Annotated in this window: 16 protein-coding genes and 1 other RNA gene; 9 read left to right on the top strand and 8 right to left on the bottom strand. The window is 65.3% G+C overall.

Annotated elements, in window-relative coordinates:
• Nucleotides 1-21: 21 nt before the first annotated feature.
• Nucleotides 22-2,334, top strand: a complete 2,313-nt coding sequence (locus HD842_RS16980) for a sensor domain-containing diguanylate cyclase (protein ID WP_183555893.1) — start codon at nt 22-24, stop codon at nt 2,332-2,334.
• A 143-nt stretch (nt 2,335-2,477) separates the two neighbouring features.
• Here the strand turns inward: HD842_RS16980 and pulA are convergent, their stop codons facing one another.
• Together pulA and HD842_RS16970 are read right to left on the bottom strand one after the other, a co-directional pair.
• A complete protein-coding gene (gene pulA / locus HD842_RS16975) occupies nt 2,478-5,195 on the bottom strand; it encodes a pullulanase-type alpha-1,6-glucosidase (protein ID WP_183555892.1) in 2,718 nt (905 codons plus the stop codon).
• A 7-nt stretch (nt 5,196-5,202) separates the two neighbouring features.
• On the bottom strand, nt 5,203-6,753 hold the full coding sequence (locus HD842_RS16970) for a POT-type proton-dependent oligopeptide transporter (RefSeq protein ID WP_183555891.1): 1,551 nt from the start codon (nt 6,751-6,753) through the stop codon (nt 5,203-5,205).
• A 313-nt stretch (nt 6,754-7,066) separates the two neighbouring features.
• Between HD842_RS16970 and HD842_RS16965 the strand changes: the two genes are divergently transcribed.
• Nucleotides 7,067-8,707, top strand: a complete 1,641-nt coding sequence (locus HD842_RS16965) for an alpha-glucosidase (protein ID WP_183555890.1) — start codon at nt 7,067-7,069, stop codon at nt 8,705-8,707.
• Nucleotides 8,707-10,554, top strand: coding sequence for a glucokinase (locus HD842_RS16960; RefSeq protein ID WP_183555889.1), 1,848 nt, complete (start codon nt 8,707-8,709; stop codon nt 10,552-10,554). The genes HD842_RS16965 and HD842_RS16960 overlap by 1 nt, the downstream gene beginning before the upstream one ends.
• Here HD842_RS16960 and HD842_RS16955 read toward each other — a convergent pair.
• Nucleotides 10,551-10,988, bottom strand: coding sequence for a hypothetical protein (locus HD842_RS16955; RefSeq protein ID WP_229424812.1), 438 nt, complete (start codon nt 10,986-10,988; stop codon nt 10,551-10,553). The genes HD842_RS16960 and HD842_RS16955 overlap by 4 nt on opposite strands.
• 249 nt (nt 10,989-11,237) lie before the next feature.
• Between HD842_RS16955 and HD842_RS16950 the strand changes: the two genes are divergently transcribed.
• Nucleotides 11,238-12,542 (top strand): PEP-CTERM sorting domain-containing protein, encoded by a 1,305-nt coding sequence (locus HD842_RS16950; protein WP_183555887.1) that lies wholly within the window; start codon nt 11,238-11,240, stop codon nt 12,540-12,542.
• A 113-nt stretch (nt 12,543-12,655) separates the two neighbouring features.
• Here the strand turns inward: HD842_RS16950 and groL are convergent, their stop codons facing one another.
• Nucleotides 12,656-14,302 carry a chaperonin GroEL gene (groL, locus tag HD842_RS16945; RefSeq protein WP_183555886.1) on the bottom strand — a complete coding sequence of 549 codons (1,647 nt, stop codon included), beginning with the start codon at nt 14,300-14,302 and terminating at the stop codon, nt 12,656-12,658.
• 39 nt (nt 14,303-14,341) lie between these two features.
• Nucleotides 14,342-14,632, bottom strand: a complete 291-nt coding sequence (groES, locus tag HD842_RS16940) for a co-chaperone GroES (RefSeq protein WP_183555885.1) — start codon at nt 14,630-14,632, stop codon at nt 14,342-14,344.
• 362 nt (nt 14,633-14,994) lie between these two features.
• Between groES and HD842_RS16935 the strand changes: the two genes are divergently transcribed.
• The 5 genes from HD842_RS16935 to HD842_RS16915 all read left to right on the top strand — a co-directional run bounded on the left by HD842_RS16935 (nt 14,995) and on the right by HD842_RS16915 (nt 17,236).
• Nucleotides 14,995-15,324, top strand: a complete 330-nt coding sequence (locus HD842_RS16935; RefSeq protein WP_183555884.1) for a hypothetical protein — start codon at nt 14,995-14,997, stop codon at nt 15,322-15,324.
• A complete protein-coding gene (locus tag HD842_RS16930; protein ID WP_183555883.1) occupies nt 15,321-15,632 on the top strand; it encodes a cell division protein ZapA in 312 nt (103 codons plus the stop codon). Before HD842_RS16935 ends, HD842_RS16930 begins: the two co-directional genes overlap by 4 nt.
• A 46-nt stretch (nt 15,633-15,678) precedes the next feature.
• Nucleotides 15,679-15,860: non-coding RNA, 6S RNA (gene ssrS / locus HD842_RS16925), on the top strand.
• Between the two features lie 87 nt (nt 15,861-15,947).
• On the top strand, nt 15,948-16,418 hold the full coding sequence (locus tag HD842_RS16920) for an EVE domain-containing protein (RefSeq protein WP_183555882.1): 471 nt from the start codon (nt 15,948-15,950) through the stop codon (nt 16,416-16,418).
• Between the two features lie 2 nt (nt 16,419-16,420).
• Nucleotides 16,421-17,236, top strand: coding sequence for a sulfite exporter TauE/SafE family protein (locus tag HD842_RS16915; RefSeq protein WP_183555960.1), 816 nt, complete (start codon nt 16,421-16,423; stop codon nt 17,234-17,236).
• Here HD842_RS16915 and HD842_RS16910 read toward each other — a convergent pair.
• From HD842_RS16910 to HD842_RS16900, 3 genes are read right to left on the bottom strand one after another with little or no spacing between them, the layout of a single operon-like run.
• Nucleotides 17,233-19,419 carry a xanthine dehydrogenase family protein molybdopterin-binding subunit gene (locus HD842_RS16910; RefSeq protein ID WP_183555881.1) on the bottom strand — a complete coding sequence of 729 codons (2,187 nt, stop codon included), beginning with the start codon at nt 19,417-19,419 and terminating at the stop codon, nt 17,233-17,235. The genes HD842_RS16915 and HD842_RS16910 overlap by 4 nt on opposite strands.
• Nucleotides 19,416-19,895, bottom strand: coding sequence for a (2Fe-2S)-binding protein (locus tag HD842_RS16905; protein ID WP_183555880.1), 480 nt, complete (start codon nt 19,893-19,895; stop codon nt 19,416-19,418). Before HD842_RS16905 ends, HD842_RS16910 begins: the two co-directional genes overlap by 4 nt.
• Nucleotides 19,892-21,190 (bottom strand): cytochrome c, encoded by a 1,299-nt coding sequence (locus tag HD842_RS16900; RefSeq protein WP_183555879.1) that lies wholly within the window; start codon nt 21,188-21,190, stop codon nt 19,892-19,894. The genes HD842_RS16905 and HD842_RS16900 overlap by 4 nt, the downstream gene beginning before the upstream one ends.
• Nucleotides 21,191-21,226 lie beyond the last annotated feature (36 nt).

Raw genomic sequence — 21,226 nt, 5'->3', positions numbered from 1 at the left:
GGTTTTATCATCGTCAGCCAAATGTTAATTGAACAGGCCCGCCTTGCCGCGCTGGCCGAACTGCAGATTCTCGACACCCCTGCCGAGACCCGCTTCGACCGCTTTACCCGCCTGGCCGCCATGACGTTCGACGTGCCGATTGCGCTGGTGTCGCTGATCGATGCGGAGCGGCAGTGGTTCAAGTCGCACCATGGCCTGGAAGCGTCGGAAACCCCGCGCTCGCTGTCGTTCTGCAGCCACGCGGTGCAGGCACGCGCGCTGTTCGTGATCGAGGACGCGGCGCAGGATCCCCGCTTTGCCGAGAATCCGCTCGTTACTGGCGAGCCGCACATCCGCTTCTACGCCGGGCATCCGGTCTACAGCGATGGCGAAGCCGTGGGCACGCTGTGCATCATCGACCGCGCGCCGCGCCGCCTGAACCAGGAGCAGCGTCAGGTGCTGGCCGACCTGGCCGGACTGGTCGAAGTCGAAATCAATCACCTGAAGGCAGTCACCGCGCGCATGCTCGCCGAGCAGGCGCTCAAGTCGCTCAATACCGACCTGGAAGCGCGCATCGTCGCCCGCACCGCCGAACTGGAAGACAAGGTCGAGCAACTGTCGCGCGAAGTGACGCAGCGCGAAGCGGCCGAAGCGCTGCTGCGCGAGAGCGAAGCCTGGAACCGCACGATCATCGATTCGTCATTCAGTGGCTTCATTGGCGCTGACAGCAATGGCGTGGTGGTGGCGTGGAACACGTCGGCCGAGCGCATCTTCGGCTGGTCGGGCGAGTACGCGCGCGGCCGCCAGTTGTCCGATCTGGTCATGCCGGCGCAGCAGCGTGAAGCGCATGACGCGAACATCCGCCGCCTGCTCGATACCGGCGCCGGCCCGTACCTGGACCAGAACGTCGAACTGCCGGCGCTGACCCAGAGCGGGCGCCAGATCACGATCCAGATGACGGTGGCGGCCCACGAATGGAATGGCGCGCGTTACATCGGCGCCTTCGTCAATGACATCTCGGACCGTATCCGCACGCAGCAGCAGCTGGAAGAAAAACAGGAACTGATCGACGCGGTGCTCGAATCGATCGACGTTGGCGTGGTCGCCTGCGACGCCGTCGGCAACCTGACACTGTTCAACCGCACGGCGCGCGCCTTGCATGGTCACGACCTGAAGGCGATCGCGCCATCGGAATGGCCGCAGTTCTACTCGCTGTACCACGGCGATGGCCAGACCCCGATGGCGATGGACGACGTGCCGCTGGTGCGCGCGCTCAAGGGCGAAGTCGTGCGCGACGGCGCGATGGTCATCGCGCCGGCCGGCCGCGCGCCGTACACGCTGCTGGCCAGCGGCCGGCCACTGCGCAGCGCGCAGGGCAAGACCCTCGGCGCCGTGGTGGCGATGAAGGACATCACCGAACTGAAGGCATCGCGCGACCGCCTGGCCGACAGCGAAGAGCGCCTGCGCACGATTACCGACAACCTGCCGGTCCTGATCGCGCACCTCGACCAGGATCACCGCTACATGTTCGCCAATGCGGTGCACCAGTCATGGCTCGGCAAGGCGTCCGACCAGATCGTCGGCCAGACCATGGTGGAGGCCTTCGGCGAAGACTTCTACCTGCAGCAGAAGGAAGCGCTGGACGACGCCTGGCTGGGCAAGGCGTCGCAGTGCGAGCATGACATCGTGCGCAAGAAGCACATCCGCATCGTCCACTCGACCTTCCTGCCGCATCTGCGCGACGGCGAAGTGGTGGGCGTGTATATCCTGACGACCGACGCCACCGCCGCGCGTATGCACGAACGCAACCTGCACGCACTGGCCCACACCGATGCGCTGACCGGCATCCCGAACCGGCGCCAGTTCGAGCTGGCGCTGCAGGCCGCCGTCGAACGTGCGCCGCAGCGCGAGCGCGCCTTTGCGCTGTTCTATCTCGACATCGACTTCTTCAAGCGCATCAACGATACCTACGGCCACGCCGTGGGCGACATGGTGCTGGTCGAATTTGCACGGCGCGTGCGCAAGGTGGTGCGCAGTTCCGACATGGTGGCGCGCCTGGCCGGCGACGAATTCACGGTGCTGCTCGACGAAGTCAATTCGCCGCGCGACGTCGAGCTGGTGGCCAAGAAGATCATGCAGGTCATGGAAGCACCGTTCATGCTCGGCTCCCAGCCAATTTCCGTCAGTGCGACGATCGGCATCGCGCTGGCCGACGCACCGGGCGTGACAGCGCTGACGATCAGCGAGCTGGCCGACAGCGCCTTGTATGAGGCCAAGGACAAGGGGCGCAATACGTTTGCGATTGCGCGGCTGGCGATGGTCGCTGCGGTGGAGCAAGCGTCCGTGCTGGCCTGACAACGTCGTTCCAGCAAAGGCTGGAACCCAAGTTCAGCACCTTTGCCGCAACATCGACAGCGGCCCGCAACAGACCTGGATTCCAGCCTTCGCTGGAATGACGGTCTTCAGGTCAGCGGCGCCCCGTCGCGAGAACCGCCTTTTCACATGTCGACGAATACGACGGCGGTGCGGGGCGGCACCGTGAAGGTGCCGCTGGCGCTGTCGAAGCGCGCCTTGAGCGCGCGCTTGTCGGCCGCGCCAGGTGCGCTGTGCACCGGATGCAGCTTCAGGCGCTTGCCGCGCAGCGTGGCGTCCTTGATCGTGTGCGCCCGTTTGTCGACGTTCACCAGATAGCCCATGCCGGCAAAGCCCGCACCCGGATAACCTTTGCCATCGACCCAGGCGGCCAGCACGGTCGGTTCCTGCTGCGGCCCCGTATTGAAGAAGCGCAGGCGCTTGTTGATGTCGTCGGTCGTGCGCAGGCGCAGCAGCGTGCTGCTGGCGCGGATGCGCAGCAGGTCGCGGAACGCGTCGCGCGCGAACGCGATGTCGGCGGGCGTGGGCTTCATCGCGGCATTGGCCAGCAACGGCTTGAACAGCGGCCAGTCTTTGGCATTGTCCGGCGCCGGTGGCAGGCCGGTGCCGAAGAAGTTGTCCTGGTAGGTCCAGTCGATGCGGTTGAACCAGTCGCCCGAATTGAAGCTGTTGCGGTCCAGCGATTTCGAGCGCAGCGTGTCGATGCCGGCGTGGTAGTACGCCACGCCCTGGCTGAACGCATTGATCGCCATCCCCAGCACCTGAACCCGCGCGCGCTCCGCGCTGCTCGTTGCCACGGGCAGCTTGAGCACGTTGATGTCGTACAGCGTCTGGTTGTCGTGGTTCTCGACGTAGTTGACCGCTTCGCCCGGTTCGCTCGCATAGCCGGCCGGCTGGTTGCCGCCGTAGACCATCGCCTGCAACTGGCGCACCTGGCCATCGAACCCTTGCATTGGATACGTGCGCACCGAGCCGGCCAGGCCGACGCGGATCAGGTCCGCGGCGCGCAGCAGGTCAGCCTTTTTTGCATCGCCACCAAGGGCGTTCGCGTCGTACACCAGGCCGTTGATATAGCCCTGCTGCTTGATCACGGGCAGGCCCGAGTCGCCGGGCGAGCCGCCGCGCACGGCGTCGCGCGCGCGGTCGCTGAAGGTGCCGATGCCGGTGCCGTTCAGTGACAACTGCGACGCCTGCACGAAGCGCGCGCCATCGGCCACTTCGCCGAAGTTCCAGCCTTCGCCGATTAGCTGCACGTGGCGGTCCGCCGCCGCGTCGACGGCCCCCTGCAGGCGCACCATCGCCTCGCGCGGCTGGTGGCCCATCAGGTCGAAGCGGAACGAATCGATCTTGTACTGGCGCGTCCAGAGCACCGACGAATCGATCATCAGCTTGGCCATCATCGTGTTCTCGGTCGCCGTGTTGAAGCAGCAGGTCGAGGCTTCGATGCCGCCCACGGCGTTCAGGCGATGGTAGTAGCCCGGCACCACGCGGTCGAGGATCGACTTTTCTTCCTGGCCGGCGATGAAGGTGTGGTTGTAGACCACGTCGGTGCCCACGCGCAGGCCGGCCTTGTGCAGGTCCATCACCATCTGGCGGAACTCGACGATGCGGCGCGCGCCGTCCTGCGGGTCGCTCGCGTAACTGCCTTCGACGGCGTTGAAGTGCTGCGGGTCGTAACCCCAGTTGAAGCAGTCGGTGTGGGCGGTCTTGACGACCAGTGCCTGCTGGCTCTCGCCATCCGGCGCGCCGGCGGGGGCGGGCTGCGCGCATGCCACTTCGGGGATGCTGCCGATGTCGTACACGGGCAGCAGGTGGATGTCGGTCAGGCCTGCCTGTGCCAGCGCACGAAGGTGCCGCATGCCGTTCGAATTGGTCTCGCCAAACGCGCCGTACTTGCCGCGTTTGGACGGCGGCACGGTCTGGTCGATCAGCGAAAAGTCGCGCACGTGCAGCTCGTAGATGACCATGTCGGTCTGCGCCTTGACCGTGGCCGGTGGCTGCGTGGCGTGCCAGCCGGCCGGTTTCAGGTTCGGCGCGTCCAGGTCGGCGATGTAGCTGCGTTGGGAGTCGGCGTTCAGGCTGACCGAATATGGGTCGGTCACCAGGTTGCGTACCAGCCCGGCGCCCTCGGCGACGACGTCGACCGCGTACTTGTAATAGGTGCCGGACAAATCGCGCGGGACGCTGGCAGCCCAGGCGCCGGTGCGTACGTCCAGCGTCAGCGGCAGCACGGCGTTCGCGCGGCCCGTTGCGCTGTCATAGGTGCACACCGCGACATCGCGCGCGGTTGGCGCCCACAGCTTGAAGTCGGTTTTATTGGCGGTGGGCGTCGCGCCTAGATCCGGGATGCGTTCGGCCGCCGCATACAGGTCGTCGAGCGCGCCGGCCGCCTGCACGCGCGTTGCGTCGCGCACGGTGCCGTCGGGGTTCTCGTGGACCAGCACCAGCTGTTCGCGGTGCAGGGCAGGCAGGCGCGCCAGGTCGGCTTCCTGCACGCTCAGGGTCGGGCCGCTGGCGACCCATTTGAAGCGTGTGGCCGCGGCTTGCGGCACCGCGACGCGCGAGACGGCCAGCGTAATTGAACCGGCGCTGCCGGTGACCTTGCTGCCGGCCGTGGCCTCGATGCCGCCGGCAGGGGAGTGGTACAGGCGGTATACGCCATTGCTAGAGGCGCCGGGCCAGCGCACGAGGCGGCGGTCGAGCCAGACGGCGCGCGCATCGAGCTTGGTTGCGGAGGCGCTGAGCACTTCCTGGAAGGCCGGGCTGTCGCAGGTGGCGAGAGGAACAGCAGCGTACGCGCTGGAGGACAGCGATGCTGCAAGCAGGACAAGGTGACGTTTCATGGACCGCTTACCCCGCGACGCTGCTGCGATAGTGGTCGACCATGCGGTAGCGCGTCGCATACCAGCCAAACGCCGCTGCCGATAGCAGCGCGAACGCGGCAAAGAAGTACATCTGGAACGCCATCACCCCGACGCCCGAGCCTTCGATATACGCGATCACCGATTCATTCTTCACGCTGGCATTGACGATCAGCACCCACAGGTTGCCGACCGTGACGGCCAGGTACCACAGCGCCATGATCACGCCCTTCATCGAAGCTGGCGCCTGGCTGTAGGCGAATTCGAGACCCGTGGCCGAGACCAGCACTTCACCGAGCGTGAGCAGCGCATACGGCGCGATCTGCCACGCGATCGAGACGGCATCGCCGGCGTCGAGCGCGACCTGCAGATTGCCCACGACGATCCAGGCCGCGGCCGACAGTGCGATACCGGCCGTCATGCGGCGCAGCGGCGTGGGCTCGACGCCCATCTTGCGCATCAGCGGGAACAGCGCGATGTTGTTGATCGGGATGAGCAGCATCACGAGCAGGGGATTTAAGGCCTGCATCTGGGCCGGGATCACGTCGAAGGTCCAGCCCAGGAGGTTCACCTGCGTGGTCATCGTGTTGGCCTGCACGATCCAGGTCGAGGCCTTCTGGTCGAACAGCGACCAGAACGGCGTGACGAGCGCGAACACGATCAGGATGCGCAGCACGGCGCGCACGCCGTCCACGGCGTCGTCGGGATGCAGGCCGCGTGCGCGGTCCAGTTGCATCGAGGTGCCCATGCCGCCAAAGGCCATCAGCAGCACCAGGGCAGTACAGGCAGCGATCACGAAGCCCCATTGCGCGGCCATGGCCAGCGACGCGAGGGCGCCGGCTGCGCCCAGCAAGGCCAGGTTCAGGCCCGGACGGCCCTGGCCGGGCTGTCTGGCCAGCAGCGCGCTTTTCGCCACGCGCATGAACGAGTGCGGATTGGCTGGCGCTGGCGGCACGTGCACGTACTTCTTTTTGCCGCTCCAGAACACCATGGTCGCGATGAACATCAGGATGCCCGGCACGCCGAAGGCCCAGGCCGGACCGTAGTCGCGCAGCAGCAGCGGCATCAGGAGCGAGGCGAAGAACGAGCCGAAATTGATGATCCAGTAGAAGGCATCGAAGACGACTTTCGCCTTGTCCTTGTTGGTGTGGTCGAACTGGTCACCCACAAAACTGGCCACCAGCGGCTTGATGCCGCCCGAGCCGAGCGCGATCAGGAACAGGCCGAAGTAGAAGCCGTTGACGTTGTCTTCAAAGATGGCCAGGCAGGCGTGACCGAGGCAGTACACGAGACTGAGCCAGAACACCGTGTTGTACTTGCCGAAGTAGCGGTCGGCCAGCCAGCCGCCCAACAGCGGGAAGAAATAGACGCCGATGACAAACGTGTGGAACACGTGCTTGGCTTCGCCGGTGCGCATGTCTTCCGGCAAAAACATCAACAGGGTCGTGATCAGGAAGGGCGTCAGGATGTTGCGCATCCCGTAGAAACTGAAGCGTTCGCACCCCTCATTGGCAATGATGTAGGGGATTTGCCGGGGCATGCGCCCGGTGCCTGGTTTTGCGAGAGATGTCATCGAACCGCTTCCTTGAATTGGCAAACAGACGCGATGCTATGACGGGGACGCCTCTCTTTGCAACATAAAAATTGTCGTGAAACAAACTAGAAACAAAGTGGCAACATGCATACGTAGTTTAGGTACGGATGAAGAATCGGAAGAATCGCCTATAACGCTTCAAGTCATTGAAATTAAATGACTAAATGGGTTTTATCGCTGGCTGGTTGGAATTGTCAAGACCGTTCGCCTGATGTATATTGCCTAGAATTCCACATCACGCATCAGCCCGGACCAGCCAATGACCCAGATCTCGACGACCGACAACCCGAACTGGTGGCGCGAAGCCATCATCTATCAGGTATACCCGCGCAGCTTCCTCGACACCAACGGTGACGGGGTCGGCGACCTGGCCGGCGTGACTGAAAAGCTCGACTACATCGCGAGCCTGGGCGTGGACATCGTCTGGCTGTCGCCGTTCTTCAAGTCGCCGATGGCCGATTTTGGCTACGACATTGAGGACTATTGCGACGTCGATCCGCTGTTTGGCGACCTGGCCGACTTTGACCGCATGGTCGCCAAGGCGCACAGCCTGGGCCTGAAGATCATGATCGACCAGGTCATGTCGCACACGGCCGAGACGCACAAATGGTTCGTCGAAAGCCGCGCCAACCGCGACAATCCGAAGTCGGACTGGTATGTGTGGGCCGACCCGCTCCCGGACGGCAACCCACCCAACAACTGGCTGTCGGTGTTCGGCGGCTCGTCGTGGCAGTGGGACACCCGCCGCAAGCAGTACTACCTGCATAACTTCCTCGTGAGCCAACCGCAGCTGAACTTCCACAATCCGCTGGTGCAGCAGGCGCACCTCGATGCGCAGCGCTTTTGGCTCGAGCGCGGCGTCGATGGCGTGCGCATGGATGCGTGCGTGTTCCACTTCCACGATCGCCAGCTGCGCAGCAACCCGCCAGCGCTGGTGCGCGACACGTCGACCGTGACCGACGTGAACCCGTACGGCATGCAGGCGCACCTGTACGACAAGACGCAGCCCGAGAACATCGCGTTCCTCGAGCGCGTGCGCGCACAGCTGAATGAATTCGGCGCCGTGTCGATCGGCGAGATCAGCTCGGACGACGCGCTGGCCCAGATGAGCGAGTACACCGAAGGCGGCAACAAGCTGCACATGGCCTACAGCTTCAATCTGCTTACGCCGGTCTTCACGGCCGCGCATGTGCGCCGCCAGGTCGAGGAATTCAACGAGCGCGTCAAGGATGGCTGGGCGTCCTGGTCGGTCGGTAACCACGATGCGATCCGCGTGGCCACGCGCTGGGGCGGCGTCAACCCGGCCCCTGGTTTCACCAAGCTGGTGCTGGCGATGCAGCTCTCGCTCAAGGGCACGCCATGCCTGTACCAGGGCGATGAACTGGGCCTGACCGAAGCCGATGTGCCGTACGAACTGCTGCAGGACCCGTACGGCAAGACCTTCTGGCCCGAGTTCAAGGGCCGCGACGGCTGCCGCACGCCGATGCCGTGGGTCGCCGACGCGCCGCACGCGGGCTTTACCGACGGCCAGCCGTGGCTGCCGGTGGACGCCGCGCACGTCAAGGCGGCCGTCGACGTGCAAGACCGCGACCATGACTCGATGCTGAACTTCCAGCGCCGCTTCATCGCCCTGCGCCGCAGCCTGCCACAACTGACGCGCGGCGAGATCGCGTTCTTCGATGCACCCGAGCCGGTTCTGGCCCTGCGCCGGGACCTGGCCGGGCACGACAGCGTGCTGGCTGCGTTCAATCTGTCGGGTGAAGAAGTCAGCTTCGACTGGCCGGCAACCGACGGCGTGGCGCAGATGCCGGTCGACGGCTTGCAGGGCAGTGCGCAGCAGGGCCGCGTCACGCTGGCGCCGTACGGGGCCTGGTTCGGCACCGTGGCGGCGAACCGCTGATGGCCGGCGCGCAGCCCGAAAAATTCGCGCGCACGGCGTTCGCCGATGGCCCGCGCCTGCTCGCGGACATTGGCGCCACGCATGCGCGCTTCGCGCTGCAATGCGCGCCCGGCGTGTTTCGCGACGTGGCGGTGCTGCGCTGCGACGACTTCGCCGGCATCGTGCCGCTGCTGCGCCATTATCTGCTCGACCACCAGGACGTCACGCTGCACCACGGCGCCTTTGCGGTGGCCAATCCGATCAGCGGCGACTATGTGCGCATGACCAACCGCGCGTGGGAGTTTTCCACCGATGCGGTGCGGCGCGAGCTGGGCCTGGCCACGCTGTTGATCGTCAATGACTTCACGGCGCTGGCCACGGCCTTGCCCAATTTTGCGCGCGACGACCTGATGCAGGTCGGCCCGGGCAAGGCGGTGCCGGGCGCGGTCATCGGCGTGCTGGGGCCGGGCACGGGCCTGGGCGTCTCGGGCGGGATTCCGACCGCCGACGGTTTCGTCACGCTGGGCAGCGAAGGCGGGCACGTGAACTTCGCGCCGTTCGACGAGCGCGAATTCGCGATCCTGCAATACGCGTGGCGCGAGTGGCCGCACGTGTCGAACGAGCGCCTGATTTCCGGGCCCGGGATGGAAGTGATCTACCGCGCGCTGGCCGACCGCAATGGCGTCGACGCGGCGCCGCGCACGGCCGCGACGATCGTGGCCGGCGCGCTCGAACAGAACGATGCGCTGTGCCTGGAAACGCTCGAATGCTTCTGCGGCATGCTGGGCGGCGCGGCGGCTAACCTGGCCGTCACGCTTGGCGCGTTTGGCGGCGTGTACATCGGCGGGGGCATCGTGCCGCGCCTGGGCGAGTGGTTTGCCAGCTCGCCGTTTCGCGCGCGCTTCGAAGCCAAGGGCCGTTTCTCGGACTACCTGGCCGACATTCCGACCTGGGTGATCACGACGCCGAACCCCGCCTTCCACGGCGTGGCCACCATCCTGGCCGAACACCTGCGCGGACGCAGCGGGGCCAACACGCTGATGGAGCGCATCACGCAGCTGCGCCACGAGCTCTCGCCCGCCGAAGGGCGCGTGGCCAGCCTCGTGATCGACCAGCCGCGCATGGTGCTCAATGAGCCGATCGCCGAGATCGCGCGCCTGGCCGACGTGAGCCAGCCGACCGTGATCCGGTTTTGCCGCTCGCTGGGCTTCCAGGGCCTGGCCGACTTCAAGCTCAAGTTCGCCAGCAGCCTGACCGGCTCGATCCCCGTGCGCCACAGCCAGGTGCGCCTGAGCGACAGCACGCACGATCTGTCGGCCAAGGTCATCGACAACACGGTCTCGGCGATCCTGCGTTTTCGCGACCAGCTCGACGTGCGCTCGCTGGACCGCGCGATCGAGATGGTCAGCCGTGCCAAACGCGTCGAGTTCTACGCGATGGGCAATTCGCGCGCGGTGGCGCTCGATGGCCAGCACAAGTTCTTTCGCTTTCGCATTCCTACTGCGCTGTATGGCGACGCGCACCTGTTCACGCTGGCCGCCGAATTGCTCGGGCCGGGCGACGTGGTGATTGCGGTATCGAATTCAGGCGGCTTGCCCGAACTGCTGGAGGCAGTGGACATCGCGCGCGCGGCCGGCGCCGACGTCATCGCGATCAGCAACAGCCAGTCGCCGCTGGCGCGCAAGGCCAGCGTGTGCCTGGCAGTCGATCACGCCGAGGACAGCACGAGTTTTCTGTCGATGATTTCGCGCATCCTGCAGCTGCTGCTGATCGATATCATGGCCGTCGGGATCTCGGTCGATGGCCAGCATGGACCGGCGCCGGGGCAGGATCCGCGCCGGCTGCTGATCTCGCACCTGGATAGTTAATCTGCGCTTTTCAGGTTGACGCGCTCGATCGTGCGGCGCCATTCCTGCAGGCTCAGGAGGGTGTCGGACTCGGTGTCCTCGACCAGGATTTCGCTGCCGTCCTGCGCGACCAGGAAGCTCTCTTGCCGCCGCGCGTCCTGCGCGCGGTTTTCGACAAAACTCAGCTGGTAGTAGGTCTTGCCGTTCACCTCGCGCGGCGCCGGGTTGTCCTCGACCACAGCGCCGTGCGCCTTGCCGTCCGTACGCCGTTCGATCTGCGCCGACCACGCCTTCAGTTCCGGCAAGGCCAGTAAGGCGGCCATGGCCTGTTCCTTGCTGTGCGCCGGCGCCTGGACGACGGGTGTGGCCGGCGCCGGGGCGGGCGGTGGCGCCGGTCGCTCGGCGCGCTGGCAGGCAGCGACCGCGCAGCACAGGGCAAGCGCGGCAAGGGACATGCGCAAGATAGGGAGGGCAGCGGCGCGTAGGGACATGGCAGGTTCCGAAAGATAAGACGGCCATACTAAACCATGCCTGTTTTAGCGGCAAATGGGTTGTCCATAGCGTCCATACGAACGTTATTATTCCCACATGGAAATGCTTTCGTGGTTTTCACCACGCTCTCAATGTGTTTCATGTCGGCATTTGATTTTGTTAGTGCAAGTAATGATATTCTGTAGGATCACTCCTACCAGTCAATACATCGCATGGACAGCCGCGCTACCTACCAACGTCGTCTCGAACGAAGCTCGCACCGTGAAAAGCGCCTGATGGCGCTGGCCGTGCTGGGTGTTGCTGTCGGCGTGGCCGGCGTCGTGCTGCCATCGCCCTCGATCAGCTGGCCAACGTTCGGGCAGGCCTCGCACGCGGCACCGGTCACTGCTGCGCCAGCGCATGCGTTGAGCACGACGGCGCCCACGGCGCAGCAAACGGCCGCGGCGCGGCGCATCTACCGGCACTCGGTCGTGCCCGGCGGTGTGGCGGACAAGGTCGAACTGGCGCAGATCCTGCGCACCGACCGGCTCGTGGCGGCGCACTACGCGACCTTCAATGTCGAGCATGCCCGCGCCGTGACCGTGACGGCGCCGCGCGCGGTTTATGTGTCGTACCGGAAAAACGGTCAAATCTACTGGACCTCGAAGAAGGTCATGCTCGAGAAGGGCGAGACGCTGCTGACCGACGGCGAGCACGAGATCCGCGCCCGCTGCGCCAACCGCATTTCGGACATGCCGCAGTATCCGGTCGAACCCCACGGGCCAAGCGAAGCCGAACTCGATACCGTGCTCGCTGTCGGCACGCCATCCGATCTGGTTGGCGTGGCAGGCGAAGAGGGCGGCATACTGCCGGTGGGCATGGACGACTTGTCCACCAGCGAGGCAGTGGGGCAGCGCTACTACGCGACCAGCTTCCCCGATGGCGCTGGCCTGCTGACGCCGGAAAATACGACGCCGACGCCGACGCCGTCCCGCCAGGGGCAACCACCTGGCCTGCCGGGCTGGTATGGCTCGCCGATCTATTCTGGCGGCGTGCTGGGCCCTCCTGGCCCTGTCGGCGGCAGCGACGACACCGGCAATGACATACCAGTGCCGGTCCGGGATGGTGGCGGGAGCACGGTGCCGGGAAGCATTAGTCCGCCGGTCGGCACGGATCGCCCTGGTGGCAACCCGGTTCTGCCCTTGACCCCCGTGCGGGACGGCGGCGGCAACGGCGTGCCCGAACTGCCGGTCGATACGCTGCCGCCTCTGCCGCCGCTGCCGCCTTTGCCGCCAGGCGCCGGTACTGACACGCCGGTCACACCGGGTACCCCTGGCACGCCTGGCACGCCGCAGACCCCTGGTGCGCCGGGTACGCCAGGTACCCCGACCGTGCCGGCGACGCCAACGACCCCTGGCGACACCGTGGTCGAACCGGCCCCGCCGACCGAAGTGCCTGAACCGGGCACGCTGTGGCTCGGCGGCATCGCACTGGCCGCGCTGCTGTGGTTGCGTCGCAAGGGCCCGCGCGCCCGCTGACACGCAAAAAACGCAGACAACAAAAAACCCGCGAGGTGTGAACCTCGCGGGTTTTTTATTGTGGGTAGTATGGGCGAAGCACGCAGCGCGCTTCGCCCGGACTGCCCCGGCAATTACATCATGCCGTCCATACCACCCATACCGCCCATGCCGCCCATACCACCCATGCCGCCGGCTGGCTTGTCTTCCGACAGTTCCGACACCATGCAATCGGTGGTCAGCATCAGGCCGGCGATCGACGCTGCATTCTGCAGTGCCGAGCGGGTGACCTTGGCTGGATCCAGCACGCCCATTTCGACCATGTCGCCGTAGGTGCCGTTGGCTGCGTTGTAGCCGTAGTTGCCGGTGCCGGCCAACACTGCTGCAACGACGACCGATGGCTCTTCGCCGGCGTTCTGGACGATCATGCGCAGTGGCTCTTCCATTGCGCGCAGGACGATCTTGATACCAGCGTCCTGGTCAGGGTTGTCGCCCTTGACGGTGATGTTGGCACGGGCGCGCAGCAGGGCCACGCCGCCGCCGGCAACGATGCCTTCTTCCACGGCAGCGCGGGTAGCGTGCAGTGCATCTTCAACGCGTGCTTTCTTTTCTTTCATCTCGACTTCGGTGGCTGCACCGACGCGGATCACGGCAACACCGCCGGCCAGCTTGGCCACGCGCTCTTGCAGTTTTTCGCGGTCGTAGTCCGAGGTCGCTTCTTCGATCTGGGCGCGGATCATCTTGACGCGGCCTTCGATCGATTCAGCCTGGCCAGCGCCGTCGATGATGATGGTGTTTTCCTTGCCGACTTCGATGCGCTTGGCCTGGCCCAGCTCTTCCAGCGTGACCTTTTCGAGCGTCAGGCCGACTTCTTCAGCGATGACCTGGCCGCCGGTCAGGACAGCGATGTCTTCCAGCATGGCCTTGCGACGGTCGCCAAAGCCTGGGGCCTTGACTGCAACGGTCTTCAGGATGCCGCGGATGTTGTTGACGACCAGGGTCGCCAGCGCTTCGCCGTCGATGTCTTCAGCGACGATGACCAGTGGACGGCCAGCTTTCGCGACTTGTTCCAGTACCGGCAGCAGGTCACGGATGTTCGAGATTTTCTTGTCGCACAGCAGGACGAATGGGTTTTCGTGCACGGCGACTTGCTTGTCCGGGTTGTTGATGAAGTACGGCGACAGGTAGCCGCGGTCGAACTGCATGCCTTCCACGATGTCCAGCTCGTCGTTCAGCGACTTGCCGTCTTCCACGGTGATGACGCCTTCCTTGCCCACTTTTTCCATTGCTTCAGCGATGCGCTCACCGATCGAGGTTTCCGAGTTGGCCGAAATGGCGCCGACTTGTGCGATCTCTTTGGTGGTGGTGGTTGGCTTGGCGATCTTGCGCAGTTCTTCGACGGTGGCAGCAACTGCCTTGTCGATGCCGCGCTTCAGGTCCATCGGGTTCATGCCGGCGGCAACGAACTTCATGCCTTCGCGAACGATGGCTTGTGCCAGCACGGTCGCGGTGGTGGTGCCGTCACCGGCGTTGTCGCTGGTCTTGGAAGCAACTTCCTTGACCATCTGCGCGCCCATGTTCTGCAGCTTGTCTTTCAGTTCGATTTCTTTGGCGACCGAGACACCATCCTTGGTGACGGTCGGCGCGCCGAACGAGCGCTCGAGCACGACGTTACGGCCTTTCGGGCCCAGGGTGACTTTGACTGCATTGGCGAGGATATTGACGCCTTCGACCATCTTGGCGCGCGCTGCGTCGCCGAATACTACTTCTTTAGCTGCCATTTGTTATTTCTCCGAAATGTTCGTGAGTGGGGTCAGAAATTACAGTGCGACGATCGCGAGGATTTCTTCTTCGCGCAGCACCAGCAGTTCCTGGCCATCGATCTTGACGGTCTGAGCGCCATACTTGGAGAACAGCACGCGATCGCCGACTTTCACTTCCAGAGGGCGGAGCTGGCCGTTATCTTGCACTTTACCGTTACCAACGGCGAGAACTTCGCCTTGGTCCGGCTTCTCTGCCGCGGCATCAGGGATGATCAGGCCGGACGCAGTTTTGGTTTCCTGGTCGAGACGCTTCACGATTACGCGATCGTGCAGAGGGCGAAGGTTCATGCAAAACTCCTTAATATTCAATGGTTTAACTAGCGTTTTTGACGCCGTCGCAGCAATCTGATGATGCTGCGCCGGTCTGCAAAGAGTTGTTAGCACTCTCAGCTAACGAGTGCTAATTATAGGGACGATAACCTGCCTTTTCAAGGCGCATGATGGTGAAATCATTTTAAACATGTGATATAGCGCAATGATGACATTGGCATATTCGCAATGTTTGCCGCCGTTTGGCTGCCGTGGGTGACGCCACGGAAGGCCGGCAGCGTACACCGCCAACCACATCGGTGCCGCACGCCAGCGCTATTACTGCCGCACGGCAATGAGCACCGGTTGACGGAAAAAGCAACTCGATCCTATAGTGTCGGATGATTTCCGAATTCCAAGACCTTTCAGACAAAATCGACCGGCTTGCGCAACTGACCCAGTCGTTGCGTGCCGAGAATTACCTGCTGCGGCAGGCCAATACCTTGCTCAGCGCAGAAAATCTGGCGTTCAAGGAACGCCTGATCGAAGCGCAGCGCCGCGTCGAAGCGCTGCTCGACGAATTGCCGAAGCCGCCGGATGCGCCGGACGCCGAAGAAGAACCTGCTGCAGACGCATCTGTCGCAGACGCGTCTGCCCAGGAGGCGCCGCGCGATCCCAATGCGCCGATCCCGCCGCATCTCGCTCACGCTCAACGTCAGGGGGCACGATGATCCATCTCGACGTGCATATCATGGGCCAGTCCTACCGCCTGGCATGCCGCGACGGCGAACAGCGCACGCTGCGCGAAGCGGTGAGCTACCTCGATGGCAAGATGTGCCAGCTGCGCGATTCCGGCAAGGTCAAGGGTACCGACCGCATCGCCGTGATGGCGGCGCTGAGCGTGGCCGCCGAATTCCTGTCGGTGAAATCGCCGCAGGGACCGCTGTCGGACATGTCGATCCTCGAGGTCAAGCAGAAACTCGAGTCGATGCACACGGTGCTGGACCGCGTTCTGACTGACCAGGAAAATCTGACCTGAAAGGCCGAATCCGTTTGACAGGGCTGGTCAAAGGAGTAAACTCTTTTCTGCCCTGCGGTGTTCGAGATTTGCCATATATTCCTTGAACCATTCTTACGCATAGGTCGTGGAACAAGTTCGATGGGTGTGAGCGTCGCTAGTCCGACGAACCCGAAATTGATCTGACCGTGACCGCCTTGAACCGTTGTGGTTCAGGATGCCGGCAAAAACGGCACAGGCGGGGACTAAACATACAAGCGGTTGCGCACTCGGTACGCAGCCGCTTTTTTCATGTGTGCTTCCGGTGCATCGCGTGCTGGCAGGGAGAACAGCGCGATGCGCTATTGGTTGATGAAATCCGAGCCCGACGAAGTCAGTTTCGACGACGTCCTCGCCGCCCCCGGCGCCACCGTGGCCTGGTTTGGCGTGCGCAACTACCAGGCGCGCAACTTCATGCGCGACGCCATGGCCGTCGGCGACGGCGTGCTGTTCTACCACTCGGGCGGCAAGCTGCCGGGCGTGGCCGGCATCGCCGAAATCGTCAGTGGCCCGTACCCGGACGCCTCCCAGTTCGACGCCGCCAGCCATTACCACGACCCGAAGGCCACGCCGGAAACGCCGCGCTGGATCTCGGTCGACGTCAAGGCAGTCGAAGCGGGCCGCTTCGTGCCGCTGGCCGAACTGCGCACGGTCGCCGCGCTGGACGACATGGTGCTGCTGCAGAAGGGCAGCCGGCTGTCGATCTCGCCGGTCACCAAAGCCCAGTACACCACCATCGTTGCGCTGGTGCGCGGCAAGGGGGCTTGATGATGGCGCCCGCATTCGATCCGCTGCTCATCCTGGCCCTGCTGGCAATGGGCGCATTCGGGGGCTTCGTGGCCGGCCTGCTTGGCGTCGGCGGCGGCATGATCCTCGTCCCGTTCATTACGATGATCTTCACGGCGCGCGGCTTTCCCGAGGAACTCGTGGTGCACATGGCGATCGCCACCTCATTGGGCACCATCTTCTTTACCTCGTTGTCGTCGGTGCGTGCACATCACAAGCACGGCGCCGTGCTGTGGCATGTCGTACGCCTGTTCACGCCCGGCATTCTGCTCGGTGCGTGGATCGGGCCCTGGATCGGCAAGCAGATGAACACCCCGGTGCTGGCCTTCTTTTTCGGCTGCTTCGTGGCTTACTCGGCGATCCAGATGCTGATCGGGAAAAAACCGGCGGCGGCGCGTGAGCTGCCCGGCAAACCGGGCATGTTTGCAGCGGGCAGCGTGATCGGCATCCTGGCGGGCCTCGTGGGTGCGGGCGGCGCCTTCGTCTCGGTCCCGTTCATGACGCGCTGTAATATACGCATCCATAATGCCGTGGCCACCAGCGCTGCGATCGGTTTTCCGGTTGCGCTGATGGGCACCCTGTCGAACGTCTATTTCGGCTGGGGCGAACCCGGCTTGCCGCCCTGGTCGCTGGGTTTCATTTACTTGCCGGCGCTGGCGATCATCGTGCTGGCCAGCGTGTCCATGGCGCCGCTGGGCGCGCGTACCGCGCACAAGCTGCCGGTGCGGCAGCTGCAGCGCATCTTCAGCGTGATCCTGTGCGCGCTGGCCGCTTACATGTTCTGGAAGGCCTTTAACTAAGCCTTGCGCATTCGTGCCCGGTCCAGCGGCAGGTCGCGCATGCGCAGGCCGCAGGCGTCGAACACGGCGTTGGCAATCGCCGCTGCTGCCGGGCCCTGCGCCGCTTCGCCGGTGCCCAGGAACGGCTGGCCGGGGCGGTCGATCAGGTGCACGTCGATCTGTTCCGGCGCCTGGGCAAAGCGCAGGATCGGATACGACGCCCAGTCCACCGTCAGAACGCGCGATGCGTCGAAGCGCACCTGTTCCAGCAAGGTCCAGCTGGCCGACTGGATGATGCCGCCCTCGATCTGGTTGCGCACGCCATCGGGGCTGACGATCTCACCGCAATCGACGGCGCTCACCGCGCGCGTGATGCGCACCAGGCCCGTCTCGCGCGCGACCTCGACTTCCACCGCGATGGCGCAGTACGAGGCCAGGTTTTTATAGCGCGCAAATGCGAAGCCGCGCCCGCGCCGGGCAGGGCGCCGGTAGCCATCCCAGCCAAACTTTGCTGCCGCCAGCTTGACCACGTCGAGCGCGCGTGGATCGTCCAGGTGCCGCAGCCGGAACGCGACCGGGTCGCTGTTCGCGGCGCGCGCCAGTTCGTCCATGAAGCTTTCGATGGCAAACACATTGCAATAGGCACCCAGGCCGCGCAGCGCCGACGAGCGCAGGACCGGCTTCGGCTGGAAGTGGTGCACCACGCGTGCATTGGGCAGCACGTAATACGGAATCGCATTGCGGTCACCGCTGCCTTCGGGTTGCGGTGCCGGCTTGGCGACCGGTGGCGCAAACGGGCGCGCCAAGTGCGTGGCCGCCAGCAGATTGCCGGCCTTGCCGGGGCGCGTATTGTGCGGCGGCGTGAAGACATCGTGCTGCCAGTCGGCGATGCGGCCGGTGCTGTCGAGCGTGGCGGCCACCTGCACCACCATCGCCGCGCCGAACGGCTCCCACGCGTGTTCCTCTTCGCGCATCCACTGCACGCGCACGGGCCGGCCGGGCAGGGCGCGCGCGAGCAGGATCGCGTCGGCCGCGACATCGTCGGCGCCGTTGTGGCCATAGCAGCCCGACCCTTCGACGTGGATGCAGCGGATCGTGTCTTCGTCCACGGCGATCAGTTCGGCCAGGGCCGTGCGCAGCGGGTAGACACCCTGCGCGTGGGTCCAGACCGTGTAGCGGCCGTCGACCAGCTGCGCCACGGCGCACGAGGGGCCGATGGACGCGTGCAGCTGGAACGGGCGCGTGTAGCGCGCGGCAAACTTGCGGCCAACCGATCCTGGTGCGCCGCGCGCCAGGATCGGCAGCGCCTCGGCGGGCTGGGCGCGGATGAACGTATTCACGTCGGGATGCACCGGCAGCGATGCCGGCGTCTCCCAGCGCGTGGCCCGCGCCAGCGCCGTCGCTGCTTTGACGGCGCGGTACTCGCCCTCGGCGATCACGGCCAGAAAACGCCCGTCCTGCACCACCTTGAGCACGCCCGGCAGGCGTTCGATCGCGGCGACATCGACGGCGATCAGGCGCGCGGCCTGCGACGGTGGCCGCACGATGCGCGCATGCACCATCTGCGGCAGGCGCAGGTCCTGCACGTAGGCCGCGCCACCCGTGACCTTGGCGGGAATGTCGACGCGCGGCACCGACTTGCCGATTGCCGTGCGCGGGCCTGGCGGGGGCGGTGCCGGCACCGGCGTGGCGCGCAGGTGCAGTTCCTGGCCCGTCACCAGCTGGCCGAACGTGACGCGCCGGCCACCCGCGCTGAACGCGCCATCCTTCAGCGCCAGGTTGCCCACGGGCGCGCCCAGGCGCGTGGCAGCCAGTTCGCCCAGGCGCAGACGCACCTGGCCGGCCGCATGGCGCAGCGCCGTGCCGCTGTCCTTCATCGAGTTGCTGCCGGCGGTGATGCCTTCGTCCGGCGTGCGCGCCGTGTCAGCGGTGACGAGCTGCAGGCGGCCAGGCGCCAGGCGCAGTTCGTCGGCCACCACCTGCAAGAGCGCGGTCTTGATGCCTTGGCCCAGTTCGGCCTTGCCCGTAAACACCGTGATGCGTTCATTGGCCTCAATGCGGATCCAGGCGTCGAGCCACGGCGACTTGTCCAGGCTCTTGGGCAATTCGCCCGGGGCGGCAAAGGCGGTTGCCGGCAGCGCGAACGACAGCGTCAGGGCGCCGCTGCCAGCGAGAAAGGCACGGCGGCCGGTATCGATCGTCATGGCGTGCCCTTCGCTGCCAGCGTATTGGCGGCGCGCCGTACCGCACGCAGGATGCGCATATGCGTGCCGCAGCGGCACAGGTTCGGCGACATGTGGGCGCGGATCTGGGCGTCAGTCGGCGCAGGGGTCTTTTCGAGCAGCGCCGTGGCCTGCATCAGCATGCCGGCGATGCAGTAGCCGCACTGGGCGGCCTGCTCGTCGATGAAGGCTTGCTGCAGTACGCCCGGGGTGGTGGCATTGCCCAAGCCTTCGACCGTGCGCACCGGCCGCTGGCCGACGACGGACACCGGCACCATGCACGACATCGCCGGCTTCCCGTCCAGCAGCACCGTGCACGAACCGCACTGGCCCAGGCCGCAGCCGAACTTCGCGCCATTGAGTTCGAGGTCGTTGCGCAGCACGTACAGCAGCGGGGTGTCGGCGTCCTGATCGACGGCGTGCACCTTGCCGTTCACTTGCAGGCGGTAGGTCGTCATTCTTTGCTCGCTTTGCGCACGGCCTTGTCCAGATCGGGCCACACGGGTTGGTTCGCGCCGTATTTGCGCAGGTAGGCCGCCAGCGCGCCTGTCTGTTCGTCGGTCAGGATCGTCCTGAACGCCGGCATGAAGCGCGACGGCTCGCCATCGGGCGGCGTGATGCCATCCAGCGTGATGTGAATCAGGTCGCGCGGATCGGGGTCGTACAGCGCGATCGCCTTTTGCAGCGGCAGCGCGGTGCCGGAACTGGCGTCGCGCCCGGCGTCGTGGCAGCGCGCGCACGAATTGGCATACACGGCGTAGCCGAGCGTCATGCGCTGCAGGTCGGGATCGTCCTTCGCGGGCTTGGGCAGCGGGCCGGCCTGCTGCGCCGGCGTTGCGCGCGGCGGCGCCTTGGCCAGCTGGCTGTGGGTCCAGGCGGCCAGCGCCGCCACGTCGCGCTCGTCCGCTTGCGCCAGGTGCGTGACCACATCCTGCATCGGCCCGGCCGCCATCGCATGATCATGCGCGACGCCCGTGCGCAGATACGCCTGCAGCTGGTCGCGCGTCCAGGGCAGGGGCGATGGCGAATGCTCATTCAGCGCCGGCGCGTACCAGTCATCGGCTTCGCCGCCGCCAAGCTGCTTCTTCAGATCGGGGCCGCCCAACAGCGTGCGCGGCGTGTGGCAGGCGGCGCAGTGCGCGACCGCGTCGGCCAGGTACGCGCCGCGGTTCCATTCGGCCGATTGCCCGGCGACCGGCTGCCAGGGCGCATCGTCCAGGTACAGCACATTCCAGAACGCGACCAGTGGGCGGAATCCGAACGGGAAGGTCATCCGGTTCTCGCGCGCCGGTGCCACGATCGCGGGGCGCGTCATGAAGTAGGCGTACAAATCCTGGATGTCGCCGTCCGTCATGCGCACATAGTGGTTGTACGGGAAGGCCGGATACAGCAGGTGGCCGTCGCGTGCAACGCCTTCGCGCATCGCCCGTGTAAAAGCCGCCTCGCTCCAGGCGCCAATGCCAGTCGTGGTATCGGGGGTGATGTTGGTGCTGTGGACCGTGCCGAACGGGGTGTTCATCGGCTTGCCGCCGGCGAAGGGGCGCGACAGATCCGGCGTGTGGCACGAGGCGCACATGCCAAGACGCGCCAGATTGGCGCCGCGTTCGATGCGGGTGGTGTCGAAGGATGGTGGTGTGGACTGCGGCGCCAGCGCGGGACGCCACATGATGGCAAACGCGATGCCGCTGGCGACGATGACGGCTGCGAGCAGCAGCCACCAGCCGGTACGTCGTTTGCGCTGGACTTGAACCATCGGGACTCCGTGTCGTGGAGGCCCATTGTGGATGCG

It is taken from the genome of Massilia aurea (assembly GCF_014200505.1).
Taxonomy (GTDB): domain Bacteria; phylum Pseudomonadota; class Gammaproteobacteria; order Burkholderiales; family Burkholderiaceae_D; genus Telluria; species Telluria aurea_B.
The sequence above is the reverse complement of the archived record's forward strand: the minus strand, read 5'-3'. Positions and strand labels throughout refer to the sequence as shown.